21 protein-coding genes are annotated in these 23952 nt (G+C 70.5%); 14 read left to right on the forward strand and 7 right to left on the reverse strand.

The window, feature by feature from the left end:
• Positions 1-188: 188 nt before the first annotated feature.
• The 3 genes from ACLBYG_RS00565 to ACLBYG_RS00575 all read left to right on the forward strand — a co-directional run bounded on the left by ACLBYG_RS00565 (position 189) and on the right by ACLBYG_RS00575 (position 5751).
• Entirely contained in the window at positions 189-1205 is a 1017-nt protein-coding gene (locus tag ACLBYG_RS00565) for a TRAP transporter substrate-binding protein (RefSeq protein ID WP_447680262.1), read from the forward strand.
• Between the two features lie 12 nt (positions 1206-1217).
• On the forward strand, positions 1218-3119 hold the full coding sequence (locus ACLBYG_RS00570; RefSeq protein ID WP_447680263.1) for a TRAP transporter large permease: 1902 nt from the start codon (positions 1218-1220) through the stop codon (positions 3117-3119).
• A gap of 757 nt (positions 3120-3876) precedes the next feature.
• Positions 3877-5751 (forward strand): Hint domain-containing protein, encoded by a 1875-nt coding sequence (locus ACLBYG_RS00575; RefSeq protein WP_447680264.1) that lies wholly within the window; start codon positions 3877-3879, stop codon positions 5749-5751.
• A gap of 26 nt (positions 5752-5777) precedes the next feature.
• Here the strand turns inward: ACLBYG_RS00575 and ACLBYG_RS00580 are convergent, their stop codons facing one another.
• The 3 genes from ACLBYG_RS00580 to ACLBYG_RS00590 form a co-directional block, all read right to left on the reverse strand.
• A complete protein-coding gene (locus ACLBYG_RS00580) occupies positions 5778-7466 on the reverse strand; it encodes a putative bifunctional diguanylate cyclase/phosphodiesterase (protein ID WP_447680265.1) in 1689 nt (562 codons plus the stop codon).
• Complete coding sequence (locus ACLBYG_RS00585) at positions 7463-9301, reverse strand: ATP-binding protein (RefSeq protein ID WP_447680266.1); 1839 nt, start codon at positions 9299-9301, stop codon at positions 7463-7465. The genes ACLBYG_RS00580 and ACLBYG_RS00585 overlap by 4 nt, the downstream gene beginning before the upstream one ends.
• Positions 9302-9590: 289 nt before the next feature.
• The gene (locus ACLBYG_RS00590; RefSeq protein ID WP_056522129.1) at positions 9591-9791 is read right to left on the reverse strand and encodes a hypothetical protein; all 201 of its coding nucleotides are present in this window, start codon (positions 9789-9791) and stop codon (positions 9591-9593) included.
• A 190-nt stretch (positions 9792-9981) separates the two neighbouring features.
• On the opposite strand from ACLBYG_RS00590, the gene ACLBYG_RS00595 reads away from it, so the two are divergent.
• From ACLBYG_RS00595 to ACLBYG_RS00605, 3 genes are all read left to right on the forward strand, one after another.
• Positions 9982-10224 (forward strand): hypothetical protein, encoded by a 243-nt coding sequence (locus tag ACLBYG_RS00595; RefSeq protein WP_020091367.1) that lies wholly within the window; start codon positions 9982-9984, stop codon positions 10222-10224.
• 34 nt (positions 10225-10258) lie between these two features.
• Entirely contained in the window at positions 10259-10474 is a 216-nt protein-coding gene (locus ACLBYG_RS00600; protein WP_056522126.1) for a hypothetical protein, read from the forward strand.
• A gap of 101 nt (positions 10475-10575) precedes the next feature.
• Positions 10576-11856, forward strand: a complete 1281-nt coding sequence (locus ACLBYG_RS00605; RefSeq protein ID WP_020091369.1) for an O-acetylhomoserine aminocarboxypropyltransferase — start codon at positions 10576-10578, stop codon at positions 11854-11856.
• 128 nt (positions 11857-11984) lie between these two features.
• On the opposite strand, the gene ACLBYG_RS00610 is transcribed toward ACLBYG_RS00605, so the two are convergent.
• A complete protein-coding gene (locus ACLBYG_RS00610) occupies positions 11985-13772 on the reverse strand; it encodes an acyl-CoA dehydrogenase C-terminal domain-containing protein (RefSeq protein WP_447680267.1) in 1788 nt (595 codons plus the stop codon).
• A 301-nt stretch (positions 13773-14073) separates the two neighbouring features.
• Here ACLBYG_RS00610 and ACLBYG_RS00615 point away from each other — a divergent pair, with 301 nt between their 5' ends.
• Both ACLBYG_RS00615 and ACLBYG_RS00620 read left to right on the forward strand, forming a co-directional pair.
• Positions 14074-17331, forward strand: coding sequence for a hypothetical protein (locus ACLBYG_RS00615; RefSeq protein WP_447680268.1), 3258 nt, complete (start codon positions 14074-14076; stop codon positions 17329-17331).
• Between the two features lie 138 nt (positions 17332-17469).
• Entirely contained in the window at positions 17470-17907 is a 438-nt protein-coding gene (locus ACLBYG_RS00620; RefSeq protein ID WP_020091372.1) for a DUF3429 domain-containing protein, read from the forward strand.
• Between the two features lie 31 nt (positions 17908-17938).
• Here the strand turns inward: ACLBYG_RS00620 and ACLBYG_RS00625 are convergent, their stop codons facing one another.
• Positions 17939-18169 (reverse strand): hypothetical protein, encoded by a 231-nt coding sequence (locus ACLBYG_RS00625; protein WP_020091373.1) that lies wholly within the window; start codon positions 18167-18169, stop codon positions 17939-17941.
• A gap of 186 nt (positions 18170-18355) precedes the next feature.
• Between ACLBYG_RS00625 and ACLBYG_RS00630 the strand changes: the two genes are divergently transcribed.
• The 3 genes from ACLBYG_RS00630 (at position 18356) to ACLBYG_RS00640 (ending at position 20029) form a co-directional block, all read left to right on the forward strand.
• Positions 18356-19048 carry an autoinducer binding domain-containing protein gene (locus ACLBYG_RS00630; protein WP_447680269.1) on the forward strand — a complete coding sequence of 231 codons (693 nt, stop codon included), beginning with the start codon at positions 18356-18358 and terminating at the stop codon, positions 19046-19048.
• Positions 19049-19223: 175 nt separating this feature from the next.
• Entirely contained in the window at positions 19224-19847 is a 624-nt protein-coding gene (locus ACLBYG_RS00635) for an acyl-homoserine-lactone synthase (RefSeq protein ID WP_026604656.1), read from the forward strand.
• A 2-nt stretch (positions 19848-19849) separates the two neighbouring features.
• Positions 19850-20029: a hypothetical protein gene (locus ACLBYG_RS00640; protein ID WP_447680270.1), complete on the forward strand. Its 180-nt coding sequence runs from the start codon at positions 19850-19852 to the stop codon at positions 20027-20029.
• A gap of 78 nt (positions 20030-20107) precedes the next feature.
• Here the strand turns inward: ACLBYG_RS00640 and ACLBYG_RS00645 are convergent, their stop codons facing one another.
• Positions 20108-21322, reverse strand: coding sequence for an NADP-dependent isocitrate dehydrogenase (locus ACLBYG_RS00645; RefSeq protein ID WP_020091377.1), 1215 nt, complete (start codon positions 21320-21322; stop codon positions 20108-20110).
• Between the two features lie 206 nt (positions 21323-21528).
• Between ACLBYG_RS00645 and ACLBYG_RS00650 the strand changes: the two genes are divergently transcribed.
• The gene (locus tag ACLBYG_RS00650) at positions 21529-22314 is read left to right on the forward strand and encodes an RNA methyltransferase (protein WP_447680271.1); all 786 of its coding nucleotides are present in this window, start codon (positions 21529-21531) and stop codon (positions 22312-22314) included.
• Here ACLBYG_RS00650 and ACLBYG_RS00655 read toward each other — a convergent pair whose 3' ends face one another.
• Positions 22315-22500, reverse strand: a complete 186-nt coding sequence (locus ACLBYG_RS00655; RefSeq protein ID WP_020091379.1) for a hypothetical protein — start codon at positions 22498-22500, stop codon at positions 22315-22317. It lies immediately after the preceding gene.
• Positions 22501-22627: 127 nt separating this feature from the next.
• Between ACLBYG_RS00655 and ccmA the strand changes: the two genes are divergently transcribed.
• Together ccmA and ccmB are read left to right on the forward strand one after the other, a co-directional pair.
• Complete coding sequence (ccmA, locus tag ACLBYG_RS00660; RefSeq protein WP_447680272.1) at positions 22628-23263, forward strand: heme ABC exporter ATP-binding protein CcmA; 636 nt, start codon at positions 22628-22630, stop codon at positions 23261-23263.
• Positions 23260-23928, forward strand: a complete 669-nt coding sequence (ccmB, locus tag ACLBYG_RS00665) for a heme exporter protein CcmB (RefSeq protein ID WP_012322650.1) — start codon at positions 23260-23262, stop codon at positions 23926-23928. The genes ccmA and ccmB overlap by 4 nt, the downstream gene beginning before the upstream one ends.
• The last annotated feature ends 24 nt before the right edge of the window (positions 23929-23952 follow it).

Genomic DNA, 23952 nt, shown 5'->3' on the forward strand with positions numbered 1-23952 from the left:
TTCATTCGGTCGCATCGCGCGCTCCGAGCGATGATGCGCGCCTGAAAACAATCAACGACTTCAATATTCGATCAAAACAATAAAAACGCTCAGCAAGAGGGCGACCTGCGCGCATGGGCAGAGGCCGGCGATCTCAAAGACCGTAGCAGGCGGGATCGCGCCACCGAGCATCATCAGGGAGTGAAATCGTGAGCACATTCAACATAAGCCGTCGGACACTTCTTGCTGGCGCCGCGGCTGTCCCGATCTTCGGCATCATCACGCACCGGGGCGAGGCCGCCGAATTCGGCTACAAGCTCGCCACCGGGCAGGACCCGACCCATCCGGTCAACGTCCGGGCGCAGGAAGCGTGCGACCGGATCCGCGAGGCGACGAGTGGGCGCGTCGACATCAAGTTGTTCCCGGCCAACCAACTCGGCTCGGACACCGACCTGCTGTCGCAGGTGCGGAACGGCTCGGTCGAGTTCTTCAACCTCTCACACTCGATCCTGTCGACCTTCGTGCCGGCGTCCAGCCTGCCCAACACCGGCTTCGCCTTCAAGGATTACGATGCCGTCTGGAAGGCCATGGACGGGGCGCTCGGAGACTATGTCCGCGCCGAGATCGCCAAGACGCCGATCACGACCATCTGCAAGAGCTGGGACAACGGCTTCCGTCAGATCACCTCCTCGACCCGTGAGATCAGGACGCCCGAGGATCTGAAGGGCTTCAAGATCCGCGTGCCCCAAGCACCGATGTTGACCTCGCTCTTCAAGGCCCTCGAAGCCGGGGCCGCGCCCATCAATTTCAACGAGCTGTACTCGGCGCTCCAAACGAAGGTCGTGGAGGGCGAAGAGAATACGCTGCCGATCATCGCCACGACGCGCCTCTACGAGGTGCAGAAGTCCTGCAGCCTGACCGGCCACGTCTGGGACGGCTACTGGATCCTCGGAAACAAGCGCGCTTGGCAGAAGCTGCCCGAGGACCTGCGCGCGATCGTGACCAGGGAGTTCGACCGCTCGGGTCAGGATCAGCGTGCGGATGTGGCCAGGCTCAGCGACTCTCTGCGCACGACCCTGTCAGAGAAGGGGATCAGGTTCATCGATGTCGACCGCGAGCCTTTCCGTGCCGCTCTCGCCAAGACGAGTTTCTACAAGGACTGGAAGGCGAAGTTCGGTGAAGTCGGCTGGAGCCACCTCGAAGCCGTATCCGGCAAGCTCGGTTGAGGGTGGGGTGTCATGCACGTCGATATCGCTGCCGCCGCCTCTGTCGAGGCAACGCCCAGTCACGGCCTGCACGGGCCCCCGCTGAGCGGTCACCCATGGCTCGGGACCGCCGATCGGTTCCTCGGTCATCTCGTCGAGATCCCGGCCGCCCTGCTGGTGCTGGCCGAGATCGGGGTGCTGCTCGCCGGCGTCGTGAGCCGCTACGTGTTCCATGAGCCGCTCGTCTGGTCGGACGAACTCGCCGGCATCCTGTTCCTGTGGCTCGCCATGCTGGGCGCCGTGGTCGCCTTCCGCCGCGCCGAGCACATGCGCATGACGGCGATCGTCGCCATGACCGGGCCCCGCACCCGCGCCTTTCTGGAAACAGTCGCGCTGGTGGCCGGCCTGATCTTCGTGAGCCTCGTCCTGCACCCGGCCTACGAGTTCGCGGCCGAGGAGATCTACGTCCAGACGCCGGCCCTCGATCTCAACAATGCGTGGCGCGCCGCTGCCTTGCCGATCGGCCTCGGCCTGATGCTGCTGGTCGCCGCCATCCGCCTCTTCGAAACGGCCGATTGGCGGATGACGGCCGGCGCACTGGGGCTCGGCATTGCGGTCGCGGGTGGGCTCGTCGCCCTGCAGCCTTGGCTGGCGGGGCTGGGCAACCTCAACCTGCTGCTGTTCTTCGTCGTCGGCGTCGGCGCGCTGGTCTTCTCCGGCGTGCCGATCGCCTTCGCGTTCGGCCTGTCGACCTTCGCCTACATCACGCTGACCACCGACGCCCCGTCGATGGTCGTGGTCGGCCGCATGGACGAGGGCATGAGCCACCTCATCCTCCTCGCCGTGCCGCTGTTCGTGTTCCTCGGCCTGCTGATCGAGATGACCGGCATGGCGAAAGCCATGGTCGGCTTCCTGGCCTCGCTGCTCGGCCACGTCCGCGGCGGCCTGCACTACGTGCTGGTCGGGGCCATGTACCTCGTCTCGGGCATCTCCGGCTCCAAGGCCGCCGACATGGCCGCCGTGGCGCCCGTGCTGTTTCCCGAGATGAAGGCCCGCGGCGCCAAGGAGGGCGACCTCGTGGCCCTGCTCGCCACCACCGGCGCGCAGACCGAGACGATCCCGCCCTCGATCGTGCTGATCACCATCGGCTCGGTCACCGGCGTGTCGATCACCGCGCTGTTCACCAGCGGCCTGATGCCGGGCCTCGTCCTCGCCGCGACGCTCTGCGCGCTGGTCTGGTGGCGCTACCGCCGCGAAGACCTGAGCCACGTCGCCCGGCCGTCCGGCCGGGTCATCGGCCGCGCCTTCCTGGTGGCGATCCCGGCGCTGGCGCTGCCGTTCGTGATCCGCTTCGCCGTGGTCGAGGGCATCGCGACCGCCACCGAGGTCTCGACCATCGGCATCGTCTACGCGGCGCTGGCCGGCCTGCTGATCTACCGTCAGTTCGAGTGGCGGCGGCTCTACCCGATGCTGGTGACCACCGCCGCGCTGTCCGGCGCGATCCTGCTGATCATCGGTGCGGCCACCGGGATGGCCTGGGCGCTCACCCAGTCGGGCTTCTCGGAGACGTTGGCCGTCGCGATGAAGGGCCTCCCGGGCGGCGCGCTCGGGTTCCTGTTCGTCTCGGCCTTCGCCTTCATCATCCTGGGGTCGGTGCTGGAGGGCATACCGGCGATCGTGCTGTTCGGGCCGCTGCTGTTCCCGATCGCGCGGGCGGTGGGCGTGCACGAGGTGCACTACTCGATGGTGGTGATCCTCGCCATGGGCATCGGCCTGTTCGCCCCGCCCTTCGGCGTCGGCTACTACGCGGCCTGCGCCATCAGCCGGATCAACCCTGACGCCGGGATGCGCCCGATCGTCGGCTACATCCTGGCCCTGCTGGTCGGGCTGCTCGCCATCATCCTCGTCCCCTGGTTCTCGATCGGCTTCCTCTGAGGCGCTGCAACGCGATCCGGGGCGCGGCTGCATTCACTGGGATGCAGCCGCTTCCTCGTCGGGGGACGGTCCGATCAGCGCATCCTGTGAGGTGCCGCCGACCCGCGAGGCCGCACGGCCCGACCGAAGAGGGCAGTGAGCGCGGCCTGTCGCTCATCGGTCGCCCTGGACAAGGCCACGTGCTGGATTGGATCGCCGCTTGCCCCCGCGATCGCGTGCGACTGCGCCGGCTCCTTCCGATGCACGCGCGTTCTGGCCCGGAAGAGCGGAGCTGCAATGGCTTGCGGGCCGGCATCGATCGCCTGCCTGAACAGCCTCTACGGCGACAGCAGGGGCGGACCCGAGCCTCATCGCGCGGCGACGTCCGAGCATCCGGTCGAGCATCACCCAGCGTTCCGATCCGCTGGCCGCGATGACGCGGTACAGGCCCCCGCCGTCACCGGCCCTCCAGCCCGTCAAGGCCGTTCCGTGCGGCGCCTCGATTGACCGTCAGCCAGTACGGCCGCAGCCGCGCGGCGCCGTGACTGATTTGCGCCACGTGGCCGATACGGTTAGTCAGCCTTAACCGTGTCGTCTTTGCCTGCTCGATGGCGCGACGCGACCGGCGGGCGTTCAGGCCACGGCCTGTCGCAGCCGATGCTCACTTCGTCCGCGCGACACGCAGGACATTATTAACTATTCGCGGATTGCTTGTTGGCAATCTTGATTTGACAGCGCGCCACGTCCGGCGAACCAGAATGGTGATGAGACGGCGTCGATGCTTGATCTGACGGGCTATCGCCTGACCTACGACGACGAGTTCAACGCGCGCAGCATCTCGCAGAACGGCGTCGGGACGACCTACCGCGATATTCGCGCCGAGTGGCGGTACGACGCCAACTCCGACATCGGCTTCGGCCGGTCCTCGTTCCTCGATTCCGGGTCCGGTTACGATCCCTTCAGCGTCCAGAACGGTGTCCTGACGATCACGGCGGCGCCGCCCGGGACGAGCGCGTCCGGCTATCCGGGGAGCTGGCAGTCCGGGCTCATCAGCACGCAGGGCAACTTCTCGCAGACTTACGGCTACTTCGAGATCCGCGCGGATTTCTCCAACAATCCCGATGCCTGGGACGCCTTCTGGCTGCTGCCGAATCAGCAGAGCCCGCAGTCGAGCAGCGCCAACGGGCACCAGGAACTCGACGTCGTCGAGCATTACGGAAACAACGACCGCGGCGTCTACAGCACGATCCACACGACCGACCCGCAGCTGCCCGGAACGACCTGGCAGCAGACCCGCCAAGTCTACAGCGAGATGCCCAATCCCAACGGGTATCACACCTACGGCATGAACTGGCAGGCCGATCGCATCAGCTTTTACGTCGACGGTCAGCTCGTCGGTTCGCAGGCGACGCCGTCCGACCTGCACAGCCCCATGTATCTGCTGGCCAACCTGGCCGTGCAGAGCACGGCGACGACGGGCACCCGCTTCAGCTCGAGCATCGACTATATCCGCGTCTACTCGAACAACCCCAACGCGGTCGCGGTGCCGCAGGACCGCGTGTCGTCGCCGGATGGCCGAGACCCGGGTTTGTACGGGGCGACGGCCGGTCTCCGGTCGGGCGCCGGCGCGGCCGGCGCGCAGCCGGGCGCGAACGGGTCGAACTCCGGTTCGACGGCGCCTGCATCGGGCGCCAACGGGGCGAATGGATCTTCTCAATCGTCCTCCGGCACGGCTCAAGGGACCGCGGCGCCGGGAAACGCCCCGTGCTACTGCACCGGCACGTCCATCAGGACCGACCGCGGCGACGTCGCTGTCGAGCGGCTCGCGGTGGGCGACAGGGTCGTCACGGCCGCGGGTCTGCATCGGCCGATCCGGTGGATCGGTCGCCGCACCTATCCCGGATCGTCGGCCCCGCCGACCGAGCGGCCTGTGCGCATCCGGGCCGGCGCGCTCGACGACGGCGTCCCCGCCCGCGACCTGCTCGTCTCGCCGGACCACGCCGTTTGGCTGGACGGGCTGTTCGTCGCCGCCGGCCACCTCGTCAACGGAACCAGCATCACCCGCGGTGAGCGCGTGATCGATCTCACCTACTGGCATATCGAGCTCGACAGCCACGACCTGTTGCTGGCGGAGGGCGCGCCGGCCGAGAGCTTCCTGCCCGCTCCCGGCCTCCGGCGGCTCTTCGACGACCGCGATCCGGACGACAGCGCGATCGGTCCGCAGGCCTACGCGCCGCGCACCGCGCTCGGTCCCCAGCTCGCCGCCCTGCGCAGGCGGCTGATCCGTCGGGCCGGCGCGACGTCGCGTCCGGGCGCCGTGCGGGCGTGGCTGGATCGCTGCGCGCTGCGCGCGGACGGCGCGCTGCGCGTGGCCGGCTGGGCCCACGACGCCGCGCAGCCCGACGCCCCCGTATGCCTGGACATCGTGGTCGACGGGACGATCGTGGCGGTGACGGTGGCGGCGGAGTACCGCGCCGACATCGCGGCGGCGGGCGTGGGCGACGGCCGGCACGGATTCGACCTCGGCGTCGAGGCGCCCCTCGCTCCCGGTGTGCCGCACGTGGTCGAGGTGCGCCGCTCGATCGACGAGGCGGTCATCTGCGCCATGGCCGCGGACGCGGCGGGCGTGTGGCGGCCCCTGCTGGCCGCCTGACGCGCCAACCGCGGCCGCGTGGCGGGTCAGGCGCGCCGCATCAGGCTGGACGCGCGGAGGTCCGACGCGCGCAGGTCCGACGCGCGGCCGCGCGCGGCCGGACCGCGCGCCCCGGCCATGCGCGGCGGCTCGGCCTGCCGGATCTGGTCGAGCAGCAGCGGGCGCGCGAAGTAGTAGCCCTGGGCGCAGCGGATCTGCGTGGCGCCGAGCAGGTAGGCGACCTCCTCGAAGGTCTCGACGCCTTCGGCCACCACCGTCATGCCCAGCGCCGCACCGAGCGACTCGATCGCCTTCAGGACGATCTGGCTGCGCGGCCGCTTGTCGATGTCGGTGATGAACGAGCGATCGATCTTGAGCTCGTCCGCGGTGATGTCCGCCAGCGCCGCGAGGGACGAGTAGCCGACGCCGAAATCGTCGATCGAGACGCGCGCGCCGATCGCCCGGATCTTCGGCAGGACCTCGCGCTGGAAGCGGCCCGTCGTGAAGAAGGCCTCCTCGGTCAGTTCGAGCACGAAGCGCTCCGCGAGTCCCGTCTCGCCGAGCGCCGCGCAGAAGGCGGTCATGAACGGCACGTCGCAGGCCTGTTTGGCGGCGATGTTGAGGCTCACGGTGACGTCGGGTCCGAAAACCTCGTCGATGTCGGGCATCGCCCGCACCGTCTCGGCCAGGAGCTGCAGGGTGATCTCGTTGATCAGCCCGAGCTCGATGGCGAGGGCGATGAAATCGCCGGGCGCCTGGATCATGCCGACCTCGTCGCGCCAGCGCAGGAGCACCTCGACGCCCGTGACCGCGTGGGAGCGCATGTCGACCTTGGGCTGGAAGGCGCAGCAGAAGCAGCGGTCGCGGATCGCCAGCCGGAGGCGCTGCTCCACGGCCATGCGGGCCGTCGCGGCCTGGCTCATCGCGTCGTCGAAGACGCTGACGCCGCCCTTCAGCTCGCCCTTCACCCGGTACATCGCGTTGTCGGCCTGTCGGGCGAGGGTCTCGTAGCTGTCGCCGTGCTCCGGGAAGAGGCTGACGCCGATGGAGGCGGAGGCGAAGATCTCGTGCCCGTCGATGAAGAACGGCTGCTTCAGGCGCTCCGAGATGGCGCGCACGGCGGCCAGCGCCGCGTCCCCGTCGGTGACGGGAGCGAGGAGCAGCACGAACTCGTCGCCGCCGATCCGCGCCAGGAGGTCGCTCGGGCGCAGCGCGCCGCCGATCCGGTCGGACACCTTGCGCAGCAGGGCATCGCCCGCGGCGTGGCTGTAGTAGTCGTTGATGTGCTTGAAGTTGTCGAGATCGATGAAGGCCAGGGCGAACCGGTCCCCCGGCGCGGACCCCGCCAGGACATCCGCGATGCTCTGCTCGAACATCGTCCGGTTGGGCAGGCCGGTCAGGGCGTCGATGAAGGCCTTGGTGATCAGCTCCCGCTGGATCCGGTGATGGTGCGTGACGTCGATCAGGGTCGTCAGCGTGAAACTGTCCCGGTCCTCGGTGACCGGCCGCGTCCGCACCTCGAGCATCCGGTCGTCGAACGCCTCGACGGTCCCGGCGTCCCGGGCGCCGGCCGCCGCGGCGGGAAGCGCCTGGACGGCCCTCTCCCCGAGGGCGCGCGCGGCGGCGTTGGCGAGGACGCAGTGACCCTGGCCGTCATGGACTACGACCCCGACGGGTAGCGCCTGGATGGCGGCCTCGAGCAGGGTTCGACGCTCCGGGAAGGCGGGCTCGCTCATGCCCCGCCCTGCTGCCACAGGGGCTTGGCAGTCTGGGCGCCGGTCTGGGCGCTGGTCGGAACTTGGTCGCCGCCCTCCAGGGGGCGGCGGAGGAGGCGGCGATGCACCTGCTCGAGGGCGGCGCCGTGCGGGCTGTCCGAGCCCGCCTCGCGCCCGAGGCGCGCCGCCGCGGCCGGATCGCCGTCGTACCCGGCGACCTTGTTCATGGTTGCCCCGCGCCAGCGCTCGACGACGGCGCCGACGAAGGCCGCGCCGGCGACGGTCGCGTCGTCCTCGGCGGCCCTGCCGCTCGCGTCGTTGCGCGGGTGACGGGCCGACGGCAGCGGCCGGAAGGTCATCCGCGCCGGGATCGGGACGCCCTCGCCGAAGGCGATGACCTCGCCGGTCCCCAGCGACGGCACGAAGGTGAGGAGGTTGGCGGCGTCCGACACGGCCGCGGCCAGGAAGGCCTGGTCGCGCGCGTTGGTCATGCGCATGGCGAACAGGGTGCTGCATTGCGACATGATCGTCGCGTCGAGCTCGGCCGGGCGCTGGGTGACCAGGCCGAGATGGACGCCGTGCTTGCGGCCCTCGCGGGCGATCCGCGCCAGAGCGCGGCGCGTCGGCGTGAAGCCCACCGACCGGTCGGCCGAGGCGAAGCGGTGGGCCTCCTCGCAGACGAACAGCAGCGGGACGGCGCCCTCGCTCCAGATGCCGAACTCGAAGGCGAGGCGGCACAGCACGCACACGACGGCATCGACGACCTCCATCGGAAGACCGGCGAGCTGCATGATCGTCATCGGCCGCCCGTCGGGATCGAGCCGGAACAGGTGCGCCAGGATCTCGCCCATCATGTCGCCGCCGACATTGGCGTTGTCGAACATGAAGCCGTGCCGGGGATCGTTCCGGATCGCCTCGATCCGGGTGATCAGCCGGTGGTAGTGCATCCGGGAGACGCGGTTCTCGAGCCGACCCATCCGCTCGTCGATGAGCGCGAGCAGATCCTGCAGCATGTAGGGGACCGGCGTGTCGACCGTGTAGCCGGCGCCCTTGCCGAAGGGCCGCTTGACGATCTGGCGGTCGCTCGCCTCCTTGTACTGCCCGTACTTGCTCTTCGCGAGGGGGATCACCTCGGCCAGGATCTCGATCTCCTCGTCCACGGCCGGCCGGCCGCCGTAGATGACGTCGGCGATCTCCTCGAGGTTGAACAGCCAGAACGGCAGCTTGAGGGTCCGCGGGCTGATGACGCTCGCGCGGTCGCCGAAGCTGGCGGCGTACTCGTTGTGCACGTCCAGCAGGAAGACGCGCACGGACGGTCGCGCCCGCATCACCTCGTCGAGGATGACGGTGACGCCGCTTGACTTCCCGACACCGGTCGCGCCGAGCACCGCGAAGTGCTTGGAGAGCAGGTCGTCGATCTTGATGCAGGCCGGGGTCTCGGGATCCTGGTAGAGCGCGCCCACGGCCGCCGTGCCGGTCGCCGAGACCTGATGGACGATCCGGAGGTCGGTGGCGGACAGGAGTTCCACATCGTCGCCGATCGCCGGGTAGCAGCTCACGCCGCGGCTGAAGCGGCGCGCGCCGTGCGCCGCGACGATCTCGCCGAGCAGGTCGAGGCTCGCGTAGGCGCCCGGCCGGTGCCCGCGCTCGCTGCCCGAGGACAGCGTGGTGACGATGCCGACGAGGATCGCCTCTCCGGCACGGATCCGGACCAGATTGCCGACGGTGACGCGCACCCTGGGCCGGCCGCCCTGCACGATGAGTTCGAGATGGACCTTGGATCCCTCGATGGACGTCACCGCGCCCATGGGCGACGCGGCATCGTCATGCCGGACCGTTCCGTGGCCGCTCAGCATCGTTCGCACCCTGGTCAGAAACAGAATCGGCGCGATACTGGTCGGCCGTGATTAAAGTTCTGACAAAGAAATATGGCCAGCGAAACAATGCTTAACCGATGCCTTACGGTTCGTGCGCATCGTCAAGGTTGTATTTGATGGCCGCCTCGACGGTCACGCGGGAGGACGCGGACCGGTCGGCGCATGATCCGGCGGGATCGTCTGCCATCGACATGCCGGCGCGGCGCTGAAACACCCGCGACCATCCACATGGACGGTCGTGCCCGCCCCTGCCGGTTGCGGCCGCAGCCTACGCGACCTGACCGTCGCCGAAATGCTCGCGCATCCAGCACTCTCCGGAGATCCGCGCTCCGTTCTGCGTCACGAACGCGTAGGGCGAGTGCTCCACGACCGCGCCGCCGCGGCTGCGGATGATCCAGCGAAAACACCGCGGATCGTCCAGGCACGGGACGATCTCGACGGTATGAGAGCGCGTGATCTCGGTCGTCATGACCGGTAAACGCTCGAGCGCGGGACTCCGCTCCACGGATCGTGTGTGGAAGGTTACCGAGCGGTGTGGGTGCGCACGCCAGTTGGACCTGTCCGTCAGGTTCCGTGGCCGGAACCTTCCCCACCGCGGCCCGGTTCGGGCCGAGCCCTCCGGCCGGGCGCGACCCGGCTCCGCGCGACAAGGATGCTGCATGCCGATCAAGGCCCTCAACGACCGCAAGAAGCTGTCGAACGACTTCAACGAGGCCAACGACGCCTTCATCGACGAGGTGCTGAGCGCGCTCCAGGGCGGCCGGATTCCGGTCGATCTTGCCCGCGCCTACCTCGCGCATCCGGTCGCGATGATGCACACGGACGGGGCGCAGGCCGTCGCCAACTACTTCGAGCGCATGCTGGCCCAGCGCCCGAACATCGACTGGACGCCGGGCGCCTGAGCGCGGCGAGGGACCCCGACGAGAAGGAGCGCGGATGACCGCCGACGAGATCGAGGATCTGAACCGGGCGCGCGCCGCCCTGGCCCGCCAGCGGAACGCCATCGCGCGGCGCCTGGGCGGCCTCGACCTGGCGCCGATCTCCATGGCCGAGGACCTGACCCGGACCCTGCTCGCCATCGAGGCCGTGGACCGTGCCCTGGTCGACGCGGGCCAGCCGCATATCGACATCGGCCACCGGCCGGACGCCTAGGGATTGCGAAGCGCTCGGTCGCGCCCGAGTCTTCGCGCCCGAGTCTTGCGCCGCACTCCCAGGCGTGCGTACAGGCTCGGGTGCTCTGAGGAGACCCGACGATGTCCGACCGCATGCCCGGCTTCAACACGCTGGCGATCCACGCGGGCGCCGCCCCCGACGCGGCCACCGGCGCGCGGGCGACGCCGATCTACCAGACCACCAGCTTCGTGTTCGACGACGTCGACCACGCCGCGTCGCTGTTCGGGCTTCAGGCCTTCGGCAACATCTACACGCGGATCACCAATCCGACGAACGCTGTCCTCGAGGAGCGCATCGCCGCGCTTGAAGGTGGGACCGCAGCCCTGGCGGTGGCCTCCGGCCACGCGGCCGAGTTCCTGACCATGCACGCCCTGATGCAGCCGGGCGACGAGTTCGTGGCGTCCAACAAGCTCTACGGCGGCTCGATCAACCAGTTCAACCACTCGTACAAGAACTTCGGCTGGTCGGTGGCCTGGGCCGACAACGACGACCCCGCCTCCTTCGAGGCGGCGATCACGCCGCGCACCAAGGCGATCTTCTGCGAATCGATCGCCAATCCTGGCGGCGTCATCACCGACCTGGCGGCGCTGTCGCAGATCGCCAAGAAGCACAACATCCCGCTCGTCGTCGACAACACCATGGCGACGCCGTACCTGATCCGGCCGTTCGAGCACGGCGCCGACATCGTGGTGCACTCGGCGACCAAGTTCCTCGGCGGCCACGGCAACTCGATCGGCGGCCTGATCGTCGACGGCGGCTCGTTCCAGTGGGCCGGCGACGCGCGCTACCCGATGATGAGCCAGCCGCGGCCGGAATATTCCGGCATGGTGCTGGCCGAGACCTTCGGCAATTTCGGCTTCGCCATCGCCTGCCGGGTGCTGGGCCTGCGCGATCTCGGGCCGGCGCTGTCGCCGTTCAACGCGTTCCTGATCCTGAACGGCATCGAGACGCTGCCGCTGCGCATGCAGCGCCACTCCGACAACGCGCTGACGGTGGCCAAGCACCTGTCGACGCATCCGGCGGTGTCGTGGGTCAGCTATCCCGGCCTGGAGACCGACCGGTACCATCAGCTCGCCCGGCGCTACACGCCGAACGGCGCGGGGGCCGTCTTCACCTTCGGGCTCAAGGGCGGCTACGACGCGGGCGTCAAGCTGGTGTCGAGCCTGCAGCTGTTCTCGCACCTCGCCAATATCGGCGACACGCGCTCCCTGATCATTCACCCGGCCTCGACGACCCACCGCCAGCTCACCGACGCGCAGAAGACCGCCGCGGGCGCGGGACCCGACGTGGTGCGGCTGTCGATCGGCCTGGAGGATCCGGCCGACCTGATCGAGGATCTGGACGCGGCACTCGGTGCGTGAGCCCGGCGTCATCGCGAGCGCGGTGAAGCGACCCTGGATTGCTTCGCTCCGCTCGCAAGGACGGCGGTGCTTCCAGCGATCTGACCAGAAGCCGCCGGCTGGCGCGAGGCGCACAGCCGGCGGGCTGCTCAGAACGCCTCCGCCTCCAGCGCCATGGTGCTCTCGGCCCCGGCCTTGATCCGGTTGAGGCGCAGGGCGGTCTCCGGCAGCATCCGCTCCATGAAGAACCGGCCGCTCGTCAGCTTCGACTCCCAGCGGGGGGAGGGGGCCTCGGCGTGCTTGGCCTGGGCGGCCTTTGCGATCTTCGCCCACATGTAGCCGAGGGCCACGAGGCCGAAGAGGTGCATGAAGTCGGTCGCGCCGGCGCCGGCATTGTCGGGCTTGCTGAACGCGTTCTGCATCAGCCACATCACGGCACCCTGGAGGTCGTTCAGTCCGGCCTGGAGTGGCTTGGTGAACGGCGCCATGGCGGGATCCTCGCCGTGGTCCTTCAGGAAGGTCTGGACCTCGCCCAGGAAGGTCATCATTGCCCGGCCGCCGTCCTTCGGCAGCTTGCGGCCGATCAGGTCCATGGCCTGGATGCCGTTGGCGCCCTCGTAGATCATGGCGATGCGGGCATCGCGCACGAACTGCGACATGCCCCATTCCTCGATGTAGCCGTGGCCGCCGAGGAGCTGCTGGGCCTCGACCGCGTTGGCGAAGCCGCGGTCGGTGAATACGCCCTTCACCACCGGGGTCATCAGGCCGAGATGGTCGTCGGCGGCCTGCCGCTCCTTGGCATCCTCGGAGCGGTGCAGGATGTCGGCCTGGAGCGCGGTCCAGAGCATGAGGGCTCGGGCCGCCTCGTTGAAGGCGCGGATCTGCATCAGCGTGCGGCGCACGTCCGGATGGACGATGATCGGGTCGGCGGCCTTCTCGGGCGCCTTGGCGCCGGTCAGGGCGCGGCCCTGGAGCCGGTCCTTCGCGTAGGCGGCGGCGTTCTGGTAGGCGACCTCGGACTGGCCGAGGCCCTGGACGCCCACCGCGAGCCGCGCCTCGTTCATCATCACGAACATGGCGTTGAGGCCGCGATTCTCTTCGCCCACGAGCCAGCCCGTCGCCCCGTCGTAGTTCATCACGCAGGTGGCGTTGCCGTGGATGCCCATCTTGTGCTCGAGGGAGCCGCAGGACACCCCGTTGCGCGCCCCGAGGGACCCGTCGGCGTTCACCAGAAATTTCGGCACCACGAACAGCGAGATGCCCTTTGTGCCGGCGGGCGCGCCCTCGATCCGCGCGATGACGAGGTGCACGATGTTCTCGGCAAGGTCGTGCTCGCCGGCCGAGATGAAGATCTTGGTGCCGGTGAGGCTGTAGGAGCCGTCGCCGTTCGGCACGGCCTTGGTCTTGAGCAGCCCGAGATCCGTGCCGCAGTGCGGCTCGGTCAGGTTCATGGTCCCGGTCCAGGCGCCCTCGACCATCTTGGGCAGGTACAGCGCCTTCTGCTCCTCCGAGCCGTGGACCAGCAGCGCCGCCATCGCGCCCTGCGTCAGGCCGGGATACATGCCGAAGGCGAGGTTCGCGCCCGAGGCGAATTCCTGGATCGCCGTGTTGAGGGTGTGCGGCAGGCCCTGGCCGCCATAGGCCTCCGGCACCGACAGGCCCATCCAGCCGCCGCTGGCGTAGGTGTTGTAGGCGGCCTTGAAGCCGGTCGGCGTGCGCACCGTCCCGTCGGCCTCGCGGCGGCAGCCCTCGACGTCGCCCGTGCGGTTGAGCGGGGCGAGCACCTCCTCGGCGAGCTTCGCGCCCTCGCGCAGGACGGCCTCGACCACGTCGGGCGAGGCGTCGGCGAAGCCCGCCAGGTTGTCCCGGGCGTGGAAGCCGAGGACGTCGGTGAGCAAGAACAGCGTATCCTCGACCGGAGCGCGATACTGCGGCATCTCTGGCTTCCCCCGTCTGGTGCGGGCCTCTCGGAACGGCCCGCCGCGTTGGCCGCATGTAAACGCCGCGCCGCTCCCGGAGCAACGGCTCCGCCCGCCCATCGCGCGACAGGCGCGGCCGTTCCTCAGCAGCCGCGTGGTCGCGGCCATTACCGGGCCCATCAAACCTTAACTTCGTGTTTACCAAGAAAGTTAATGGTCACGCTCGAACGATCCGACGCGTGCGTCCGTGGATACCGAATTCCGGTCCCGCTCTGCGCCGAGGAAACGGACGCCGAACGCTGCCGACGACAGGCCACCGATGACCCGCAACGCGATGCCGCAGCTCGACAGTTTCGATCCCGAGGTGCTCGACGCGGCCCGCGACGTGGCGGCGCGGGCCGGGGTCCCGCTCGAGACCTGGATCGCGTCGGTGGTGCCGCAGCAGCAATCGGCCGGTCAGGGAAATCGCCGGCACCGGCGGCGCCACCGCGCCGAGCAGCTTGCCCTCGGCGGCAATCGGCCCGAGGCCTCGGCCGAGCGCGCCCTCCCGCCGGCCTCGCCCGACCAGCGGACCCACGGGACCGCGCCGCGCGCCGAGGGCTACGGCGACGGTATCGCCGCTCTGATGGACCGCCTCGACGGTCTCGACCGCGCCCTGGACCACGAGCGCCGCGCCGCCCAGGACGCCGAGGCGCGCCGCCTCGCGGAGATCGAGGCCCGCATCGAGCGCGCCCTGAAGGCGGCCCCCGTCCAGCAGGTGACCGAGCGGCTCGGCGACATCGAGCGCCGCATGTCCCAGCTCGGCGAGCAGGTCGCCGCGACCCGGCCGCCAGGCCGTCGCCCGCGTCCCGCCGCCGCCGACATCCGCAGCGCCGTCCAGGACATTCGCCAGCGCCAGCGCGAGCTGGCACAGGGCGCCGAGCCGGCGCTCGCCGCGTCCGCGGCCGATGGCGGCGTCGTCGCCAGCATGCGCCTGGACCTCGCCCGCCGCCTGGAGGCGCGGATCGAGGAGGGCGTCGCCCCGTCGACCGCCCTGATCGAGCTTCAGGAGGAGACCACGCGCCTGCGCGAGGCGATCAACCAGCTCGCGACGAGCCGGGACATCGGCGCCCTCGAGCAGGCCGTCGTCACCCTGGCGAGCGGCATCGAGCGCGCCCAGGCGGGGACCGATCTCACCGCCATCGCGGTGCCGATCGAGCAGGTCCGGGCCCAGGTCGAGCGCCTCGCCGAGGAGGTGGCCGAGAACGTCCACAGCCGCGTCGCGGAGGACGTCCGGCGCCTCGCCGAGCGCCTCGACACCGCCGCCGCGACCGGCGCCGCCGGTCCGGACGACCGGACCCTCGCGGGCCTGTTCGCCGAACTCGAGGAGATCCGCCGTCAGATCGCCGCGCTCGCCGGCCCGGAGCGCATCCAGGGTCTCGCGCAGAGCCTGCAGGCGGTGAGCGCGCAGATCGCCCAGCTGCAGCGGACGGCCGCCGGCCCCGACCTGCGGCCGATCCTGGAGGAGATCCGCAGCGACGTGAAGATCGCCGCGCCGGCGGCGCTGGCGGAGCAGATCCAGGCACTCGCCGAGAAGGTCGACGTGCTCTGCGCGCGGGACGACTGGTCCGAGCGCACCGGCGACGTGAACGTGGCCCGCTCGGGTGACATGGCCTCCATCCACGCCATGCTCCGCAGCCTCGCCGAGAAGGTCGATCAGGTCGGCACCCGGTCCGAGCACGAGGGCCTCGACGCCCTGGAGCGGCAGGTGGTCTCGCTGGCCGGCCGCCTCGACGCGCCGCACAGCGCCGATCCGGCGCTGGCCGGGCTGGAGCGCACGATGGGCGACCTGCTGCGGCAGGTCACGGCGCTCCGGGAATCGGCGCCGAGCGAGGCCGTGGTGGAGCGTGCCGCCCGCAACGCGGTCGCCCAGACCCTTCAGACATCCGGCCTCGGTGCCGCCGAGTCCGGCGAGATCGGCCTCCTGCGCGCCAGCCTCGCGGACATGCAGGCCCGGCAGGTGGCCTCCGATCAGCGCCTCGGCGCGACCCTCGACGGGGTTCAGTCGGCCCTGGAGCGGCTCCTCGTCCGGCTCGGGCCCGCCGAGGCCGTCCCGGCGCGGGGGCCGTCCCTCGACGAGCGCCTGATGTCGTCGACGAGCCCGGATGTGGCCCTCGCGCCCGTCGAGGCGCGCGCAAGGTCGCGGCGCGACGGTGCCGAGGCATCTCGCCTGGCCGACGATCTTCTGGAGCCAGGCAGCGGCCGGCCGCCGCGCGAGCCGCGCGCTGCCCGCGAGCCCTCCGCCCGCCGGGCCGCGCAGGAGCGCCTCGGCGACGTCGTCGCCGCGCGATCCGCGGCCGACTCCAAGTCCGAGACCGAAATCAAGACCAGCTTCATCGCGGCCGCGCGCCGGGCGGCCCAGGCTGCCCAGGCGGAGCTGGCCGCCGAGGCGCCCGCCGAGCGCCGGGAAGCCCGGAGTGACCGGGTCGCCGCTCTCCAGGGGGCGGCGACCGGCCGCCTCGGACGGTTGCGCGCCGAGATCGATCGCCGGCGCCGGCCGTTGCTGCTCGGCCTCGCGGCCATCGTGCTGGCTCTCGGCGCGCTCCAGGCGATCACCATGCGGGGCGCGGACGAGCCGCGGCCGGCGGCTCCGACGAGCCAGGTCGCGCCGTCCCGCGGCGATGCCGCGGAGGTCCAGAAGGACAATGCGGACGTCTCCAAGGACGCTTCGAAAGACGCCGCCAAGGAGAGCGCGGAGTCGAAGCCGGCGCCGGCTGATCCGACGACGACCCAGTCTCTGCCCAACTCCGGTCCCTCGGACGCCCGGCCCAATGCCAAGGCGGCGGTGCCGCAGGTCTCGGGGATGAACAGCCTGCAGGCCGAGTTCGGCAACCTCCCGCCGGCGCTGGCGAAGGTGAAGCTCGCCGCCCTCGACGGTGACGGCGCGTCGATCTGGGACCTCGCGACGCGGGAGGCCGATGGCCGCGGCATGCCGCGCGATCTGTCGATCGCCGCCAAGCTCTTCGAGAAGCTGGCCGCGGCCGGCTACGCGCCCGCCCAGTACAAGGTCGCGGGCCATTACGAGAAGGGCTCGGGTGTCGTCCGAGACCTCGACAAGGCGAAGCTCTGGTACGGCCGCGCCGCCGAGCAGGGCCACGCCCGCTCCATGCACAATCTGGCGGTGCTCTACGCCGAGAACCCGGCCGCCAACGGCAAGCCGGATTTCGCCTCCGCCGCCTCGTGGTTCCGGCAGGGCGCCGAGTTCGGCGTCCGCGACAGCCAGTACAATCTCGGCGTCCTCTACGCGCGCGGTCTCGGCCTGACGCAGGACCTGATCCAGTCCTACGCGTGGTTCTCCGCCGCCGCGAGCCAGGGCGACGACGATGCCGGTAAGAAGCGCGACGACGTGGCCAACAAGCTCAGCCCCGCCGACCTCGCCAGCGCCAAGAGCCTCGCGGCGAACTTCAAGCCGCGAAAGATCGACGCGGCGGTCAATGAGCCGCCCGCGCCGAAGATGCCGGCGAGCGCGCCGATGTCCCTCCTCGGCGCGCCGATGCCCGGCGCTGTCCCGTTCACGGCGCCGCCGCGCCGGAGCTGACGCCGCTTCGGGCCCGCGGCCCGGCCGCGGGTCCGACCTTGACCGCCACGCCGCGATGCGGGAACGCTGCGGCAGGGCGGCGTCGGACCGGGGTCGGATCGCGCGGGTCGCCAACCCTTGCCGATGCCCGGAGGATGGATGGCGCACCGGAACTCTGTCCCGATCGGCGCAATCGTTCTCGGCGTGGCCGGACTCATCCCGTTCCTGGGCTTCGCTGCCCTGGCGGTGTCGGGCACGGACGGCGGCCTGAGCAGCATCGGCCTGTCGCCGCGCACCATCCTGTCGGCCTACGGCGCCGTGATCGCCTCGTTCCTCGGCGGGATCCGATGGGGCGCCGCCGCGGCGCGCAATGGTGGCAACGGCGATTATCTCGTGGCCATCGTGCCGTCCCTGGTCGCCTGGGCCGCGATGGCCGCCCCCGCACCGTGGGACCTGCGCATCCTCGGCGGCCTCGTGCTCGCCTGGGGCCTCATCGATCAGGATCTGCCCCGCCGCGGGCTCACGCCCCTCTGGCTCGGCCGCCTGCGCCTGGTCCTCTCGGGCGTCGCCGGGGCCGCGCTCCTCGTGGCGGCCTGAACGCGGAGCGGCGGCCGTGCGGCACGCGCCGTTAGGTCTCGCGGCTCATCTCGCGCAGCAGGTTCAGGACGGCGGTGCGCCGCGCCGGCGACTTGATCGCCTGGAACAGCGCGGCGACCTCCGCGCAGTCGCGCGCGTCCTGGTCCGCCGCGGTCTCGTCGGGCCGCTCCGTCTGGAGGAAGTAGGTCGGACAGACATTCAGCGTGGCTGCGATCCGTTCCAGTAGCCAGCGCGTCGTCGGCGGGGTCGCGTCGTCAGTCATACCGTTGAAACTCGCACTCCGCCCGCTGGGCCGATTCAAACGGCAGAGCTTTCCGCGGCTACCCTAGCCTTTCAGCGGCGGCGATGCCATCCTCAGGTTGCGTTCGACTCATCATTTGTCGCAGTGCGTGCATCAATTTCGAGCTAGGGCATGCCGCATTCGAAACACCTCGATAGGACCTTCAGCGTGTTGCGCGATCTGGAACGGGCCGCCTCGCCCGACGAGATCGCGCGGCTCCTGGTCGACGCCTTCACCCGCTACGGGGTCTCGTACATCATGGCCGGGATCGTCCCGGAACCCGGCCTGCCGAAGCGGCGGCACGCCGGGTTCGTTCTCGCGAGCACCATGCCGGAGGGCTGGGCCCGCCGGTACGTGACGCAGGGCTACGCGCTCCACGACCCCACGGTCCGGCGGCTGTGCACCACGGCGACGCCGTTCGACTGGAGCGCCGTGCTGCCGGATACCCCGACGGCCGGGCGCGTCATGAACGAGGCCGGCGATTTCGGCATACGCGCGGGCATCACGATCCCGTTCGTGACCCTCGACGGCGAGCCGGGCGGGATCAGCGTCTCGGGGGAGCGGATCGAGATCGATCCGGCCGAGCGCGTCGCCCTCAACCTCGTCGCGACCTACGCGGTCGGTCAGCTGCTGCTGATGAACAGCCGGCCGGCTGGGCGCGCGCCGGTGCGCCTCTCGCCGCGGGAGCGCGAGACCCTGCAATGGGCGGCGGAGGGCAAGACCGACGTCGAGATCGGCATCGTCATGGGCATCACTGCCGCCGGCGTCGACTACCATCTGCGCTCGGCCCGGGCGAAGCTCGACACCGTCAACCGCGCCCACACCGTGGCGCAGGCGCTCCGAGCGGGTCTGATAACCTAGAGAACGCGCCACGCGGTCCGCACATTTCGCGGCCCGGCATCGGTGAACGCGGTTCGCACCGCGGCAAGTCCTTGGCGCCGCTGCCGGCTGCGCTCGCGGACCCTACGGTTTCTCGTAGTACACAGCCCCCGGTGAAACGACGAAGACTCACGCCAGACCAACGTGAGGTTTGCTCGTGATCCACATCGTCACCCCCGCCAACGCGGATCGCTACGCCGACGCGATGGAGCAGGCCTGGCGCCTGCGCCACGACATCTTCGTCGCCGAGAAGGGCTGGAGCGAGCTGGCCAGGCCGGACGGCCGCGAGATCGACCAGTTCGACACGCCGCACGCGATCCACTTCCTCGCCATGGAGGACGACACCGTCGTCGGCTACAGCCGGCTCCTGCCGACCACGCGCCCGCATCTCCTGTCGGACGTCCTGCCGCAGCTCTGCGAGGGCGAGCGGCCGGTCGGCCCCCAGATCTGGGAATGGACCCGCCAGGGCGTCGCCCGCTCGCACCGGGCCAAGGGCCGCGTCGTCAATCCGGTCTCGATCGCGCTGCTCACCGGGATCGTGGAGTGGGGCCTCGCCCACGGGGTCAACAGCCTGCTGCTGCAGATGCCGACCCTCTACATGATCCACGTCATCCAGCTGCATTTCCGCCCGCAGCCGCTCGGCCTGCCCGTCCAGATCGCCGGCGAGGAGATCATGGCCGCGACCGCCCGCTTCGATGCCCGCACCCTGGCCAAGCTCCGCGCCGTCCGCGGCGACAGTCGCTCGGTCCTCGTCTCCGAACCCGCTTACCTGGTGGCCTGAACATGATCTTCGACAGCAAGGATAGCGCGCTGGACGCGCTCGCCGCGCAGTGCCTGCGGGTTCGCGAACTCATCGACTCGGTCGGCGATCCGCTGATGCGGGCCGCCATCGACCTTCTGCTTCTCGAGGTCGCCCGGGCCCTCGCCCAGACGGGTCCGCAGGATCAGGCGAGCGGCGCCTGAGGCGCCGGCGGCACGCGGATGTGAAAGCGGCGGGCGTCCCGGAGGACGCCCGCCGCTTTTCGCGTCGAGGCTGGAGCCTCAGGCGCCCATCGCGGTCTTCAGGTTCTGGTCGACCTTGTCGAGGAAGCCGGTGGTCGAGAGCCACTTCTGGTCCGGTCCGACGAGGAGGGCGAGGTCCTTGGTCATGTGGCCGGCCTCGACCGTGTCGACGCAGACCTTCTCCAGAGTGGCGGAGAACTTCGCCAGATCGTCGTTGCCGTCGAGCTTGGCGCGGTGCGAAAGGCCCCGGGTCCAGGCGAAGATCGACGCGATCGAGTTGGTCGAGGTCTCGCGGCCCTTCTGGTGCTCGCGGTAGTGGCGGGTGACGGTGCCGTGCGCGGCCTCGGCCTCGACGGTCCGGCCGTCCGGCGTCATCAGCACGGAGGTCATCAGGCCGAGCGAGCCGAAGCCCTGCGCGGCCGTGTCGGACTGCACGTCGCCGTCGTAGTTCTTGCAGGCCCAGACGTAGCCGCCCGACCACTTCAGGCAGGAGGCCACCATGTCGTCGATCAGGCGATGCTCGTAGGTGATGCCGAGCGGCTTGAACTTCGACTCGAACTCCTCCTCGTAGACCTTCTGGAACAGGTCCTTGAACCGGCCGTCATAGGCCTTGAGGATCGTGTTCTTGGTCGACAGGTAGACCGGGTACTTGCGTGCGAGGCCGTAGTTCATCGAGGCGCGGGCGAAGTCGATGATCGACTGGTCGAGGTTGTACATCGACATCGCGACGCCGGCCTCGGGGAACTTGAACACCTCCTTCTCGATGACCGTGCCGTCATCGCCCTCGAACTTGATGGTCAGGCGGCCCTTGCCGGGCACCTTGAAGTCCGTGGCGCGGTACTGGTCGCCGTAGGCGTGGCGGCCGATCACGAAGGGCTGGGTCCAGCCGGGCACCAGGCGGGGCACGTTCTTGCAGATGATCGGCTCGCGGAAGATGACGCCGCCCAGGATGTTGCGGATCGTGCCGTTGGGCGAGCGCCACATCTCCTTGAGGCCGAATTCCTGCACCCGCTGCTCGTCGGGGGTGATGGTGGCGCACTTCACGCCGACGCCGTGGCGCTTGATCGCCTCGGCGGCGTCGACCGTGACCTTGTCGTTGGTTGCGTCGCGGTGCTCGACGCCGAGGTCGTAATACTCGAGATCGACGTCGAGATAGGGGTGGATAAGCTTGTTCTTGATCTCGGCCCAGATGATCCGGGTCATCTCGTCGCCGTCGAGCTCGACGACGGGGTTCGCTACCTTGATCTTCGCCATGGACCGATGCCTTCCCGCGTTGTCCCCGCGCACGGCATGCAAGGGCCGTGCGGTCGTTGTCCCGGGTGGCCTGACGGGCGCCCCGGGCCGGAATCGCCCCGCGACATAGCGCGGCCCTTCCGGCGACGGAAGGCGCGCGCTGTCATCCGGGCGGCATCGTCACTCGGCCCTCGACGGGTGCGGGCCCGCCGTGCCAGACGGCCGCCATGACGAGCCGAGACGCACAGGGCGACGCCCCCGAGGTTTCCCCGAGGAAGGTCACCGAACTGCCGCCCGGGATCGCCCCCGCGGTGATCCTGGTGGAGCCGCAACTCGCCGAGAATATCGGCATGACCGCCCGCGCCATGGCGAATTTCGGCCTCTCGGAGCTGCGCCTCGTCAACCCGAAGAACGGCTGGCCCAAGAAGGGCGTGCGCGAGGCGGCCTCGGGCGCGACGCACGTCCTGGACGCGGCCACGATCTACGGCAGCGTCGCCGAGGCCATCGCCGACTGCCGGTACGTGCTGGCGACCACGGCGCGGGAGCGCGGGCAGATGAAGCGGGTGTTCGCGCCCGAGGAGGCCATGGGCGAGCTCAGGGCCCGCGAGGGCCAGCGCACCGCGGTGATGTTCGGCCGCGAGCGGGTCGGCCTCACCAACGACGAGGTGTCGCTCGCCGACGCGATCGTCACCTTCCCGGTCTCCCCGGACTTTCCCTCGCTCAACCTCGCCCAGGCGGTGCTGCTGGTCGGCTACGCGTGGCGGCAGGCGAGCGGCCGGGCGCGCCTGCCCTTCACGGGCGAACTCCTGTCGCCGCCGGCGACCCGCGAGGCGCTCATCGCGCTGTTCGGAAGCCTGGAGGCGGCGCTCGACGGGGCCGGCTTCTACCCGCCGGAGAAGAAGGAGATCATCGCCCGCAACATGCGCGACATGCTCCACCGCATGAGCCTGACCGAGCAGGATGTGCGGACGTTTCGCGGGGCGCTGCGGGCCCTGGCGCGGAAGGGCGGCTGATCAGCCGGAGGCCGGCTTCATCTCCGGGGGCTTGCCGCCGCCGAAGCAGCGGCCGACCGCCTCCCAGAACGCCGTCTGCTCCTCGGGGGTGCACTGCGCCATGCGCGCCTCGACCTTGGCGCGTCCGGCCACCGCGTCGGGCGTCGCGGCGACCTCGGTCTCGCTCGGGTTCCTCGCCTCGGCCATGGGCAATCCTCCGTTGCAGAACGAAAGCGCAGCTGGGCCGTGCGGTTCCGTTCCGCGGCGCAATCGGGCATGGAGTCGGCGATTGGCCGAGCGGCCGCGCGGTGGCGGGACGAGGGCGGGGTATCGGGTGCGGCTCAGCGTGGAAAATCTGGCCTGCCGCCGCTCCGGCCGCCGCATCTTCGCCAACCTGTCCTTCGCCCTCGGACCCGGCGACGCCCTGGCGATCACCGGGCGGAACGGCGCGGGCAAGTCGAGCCTCCTCGCCATCCTGTCGGGCCGGCTGCGGGCCGATGCCGGGCGGGTCGACGTCTCCGACGTCGGCGAGGCGAGCCTGCCCGAGTGCCTCCACGCGGTCGGCCACCGCGACGGGCTGAAGAGTTCGCTCACGGCGGGCGAGAACCTCCTGTTCGCCCAGCGGCTCCTGGGCGCGCCACGCCTGGACCCGCGCGCCGCGCTGGAGCGGCTCGGCCTCGGCCACGCGCACGACCTGCCGGTGGCCTATCTGTCGGCGGGCCAGCGGCGGCGCGTGGCCCTGGCGCGGCTCCTCGTCTGTGCCCGGCCGCTCTGGCTCCTGGACGAGCCGACCGCCGCCCTCGACACGGCCTCGCAGGCGGTGCTCGCGGAGCTGATGGAGGGCCATCGGGCCGGCGGCGGGCTCGTGATCGCCGCCACCCACCAGTCGCTCGGCCTCGCCCGCGCGGCGGAGCTGCGCATCGAGACCGCCGCGGCGCCGGTCGCGGACGTGCTGGAGGAGTGGGCGTGATTCGCGCGGTCCTCGCCCTCATCGCCCGCGACCTGCGCCTCGCCGGCCGGGTCGGCGGTTCCGGCGCCCTGTCGCTGGTCTTCTTCCTGATGATCGTCGCGCTGGTGCCCTTCGCCCTCGGGCCCGATCTCAACCTGCTGTCGCGGATCGGCCCGGCGATCCTGTGGCTCGCCGCCGTTCTGGCCACGCTGATCGGCCTCGACCGCCTGTTCCAGGCCGACGAGGAGGACGGCTCCCTCGACCTGATGACCGCCGCGCCGGTGCCCCTCGAGCTTGTGGTGCTCGGCAAGGTCGCGGCGCACTGGCTGACCACGGGCCTGCCGCTCGCCCTGGCCGCGCCGCTCTTCGGGCTGCTGGTGGCCCTCGACGGCACCGCCATGGGCGCGACGTCCCTGACGCTGCTCGCCGGCACCCCGGCCCTGAGCTTCATCGGCGCGGTGGGCGCGGCGCTCACCGCCTCGATTCGCCGGGGCGGCCTGATCCTTGCCGTGCTGGTCCTGCCGCTGATGATCCCGACGCTGATCTTCGGCGTCTCGGCCGCGCAGGCGGCGAGCGGCGGCACGGTGCCGTTCCTCGTGCCGCTGGCGGTGCTGGCGGCGCTGACGCTGATCGCCGCCGTGGTCGGGACGCTGGCGGCGGCGGCGGCCCTGCGCTGGCCCGAATAGCCGGAGCGCTCCTGCGAGAGCCGG

Source organism: Methylobacterium sp. D53M, assembly GCF_053345625.1.

Bases quoted from the DNA above. Each gene is read 5' to 3' on its own strand.
- ACLBYG_RS00570 (WP_447680263.1), top strand. From the start codon at position 1,218: ATGCACGTCGATATCGCTGCCGCCGCCTCTGTCGAGGCAACGCCCAGT.
- ACLBYG_RS00575 (WP_447680264.1), top strand. From the start codon at position 3,877: ATGCTTGATCTGACGGGCTATCGCCTGACCTACGACGACGAGTTCAAC.
- ACLBYG_RS00580 (WP_447680265.1), bottom strand. From the start codon at position 7,466: ATGAGCGAGCCCGCCTTCCCGGAGCGTCGAACCCTGCTCGAGGCCGCC.
- ACLBYG_RS00585 (WP_447680266.1), bottom strand. From the start codon at position 9,301: ATGCTGAGCGGCCACGGAACGGTCCGGCATGACGATGCCGCGTCGCCC.
- ACLBYG_RS00590 (WP_056522129.1), bottom strand. From the start codon at position 9,791: ATGACGACCGAGATCACGCGCTCTCATACCGTCGAGATCGTCCCGTGC.
- ACLBYG_RS00595 (WP_020091367.1), top strand. From the start codon at position 9,982: ATGCCGATCAAGGCCCTCAACGACCGCAAGAAGCTGTCGAACGACTTC.
- ACLBYG_RS00600 (WP_056522126.1), top strand. From the start codon at position 10,259: ATGACCGCCGACGAGATCGAGGATCTGAACCGGGCGCGCGCCGCCCTG.
- ACLBYG_RS00605 (WP_020091369.1), top strand. From the start codon at position 10,576: ATGTCCGACCGCATGCCCGGCTTCAACACGCTGGCGATCCACGCGGGC.
- ACLBYG_RS00610 (WP_447680267.1), bottom strand. From the start codon at position 13,772: ATGCCGCAGTATCGCGCTCCGGTCGAGGATACGCTGTTCTTGCTCACC.
- ACLBYG_RS00615 (WP_447680268.1), top strand. From the start codon at position 14,074: ATGACCCGCAACGCGATGCCGCAGCTCGACAGTTTCGATCCCGAGGTG.
- ACLBYG_RS00620 (WP_020091372.1), top strand. From the start codon at position 17,470: ATGGCGCACCGGAACTCTGTCCCGATCGGCGCAATCGTTCTCGGCGTG.
- ACLBYG_RS00625 (WP_020091373.1), bottom strand. From the start codon at position 18,169: ATGACTGACGACGCGACCCCGCCGACGACGCGCTGGCTACTGGAACGG.
- ACLBYG_RS00640 (WP_447680270.1), top strand. From the start codon at position 19,850: ATGATCTTCGACAGCAAGGATAGCGCGCTGGACGCGCTCGCCGCGCAG.
- ACLBYG_RS00645 (WP_020091377.1), bottom strand. From the start codon at position 21,322: ATGGCGAAGATCAAGGTAGCGAACCCCGTCGTCGAGCTCGACGGCGAC.
- ACLBYG_RS00650 (WP_447680271.1), top strand. From the start codon at position 21,529: ATGACGAGCCGAGACGCACAGGGCGACGCCCCCGAGGTTTCCCCGAGG.
- ACLBYG_RS00655 (WP_020091379.1), bottom strand. From the start codon at position 22,500: ATGGCCGAGGCGAGGAACCCGAGCGAGACCGAGGTCGCCGCGACGCCC.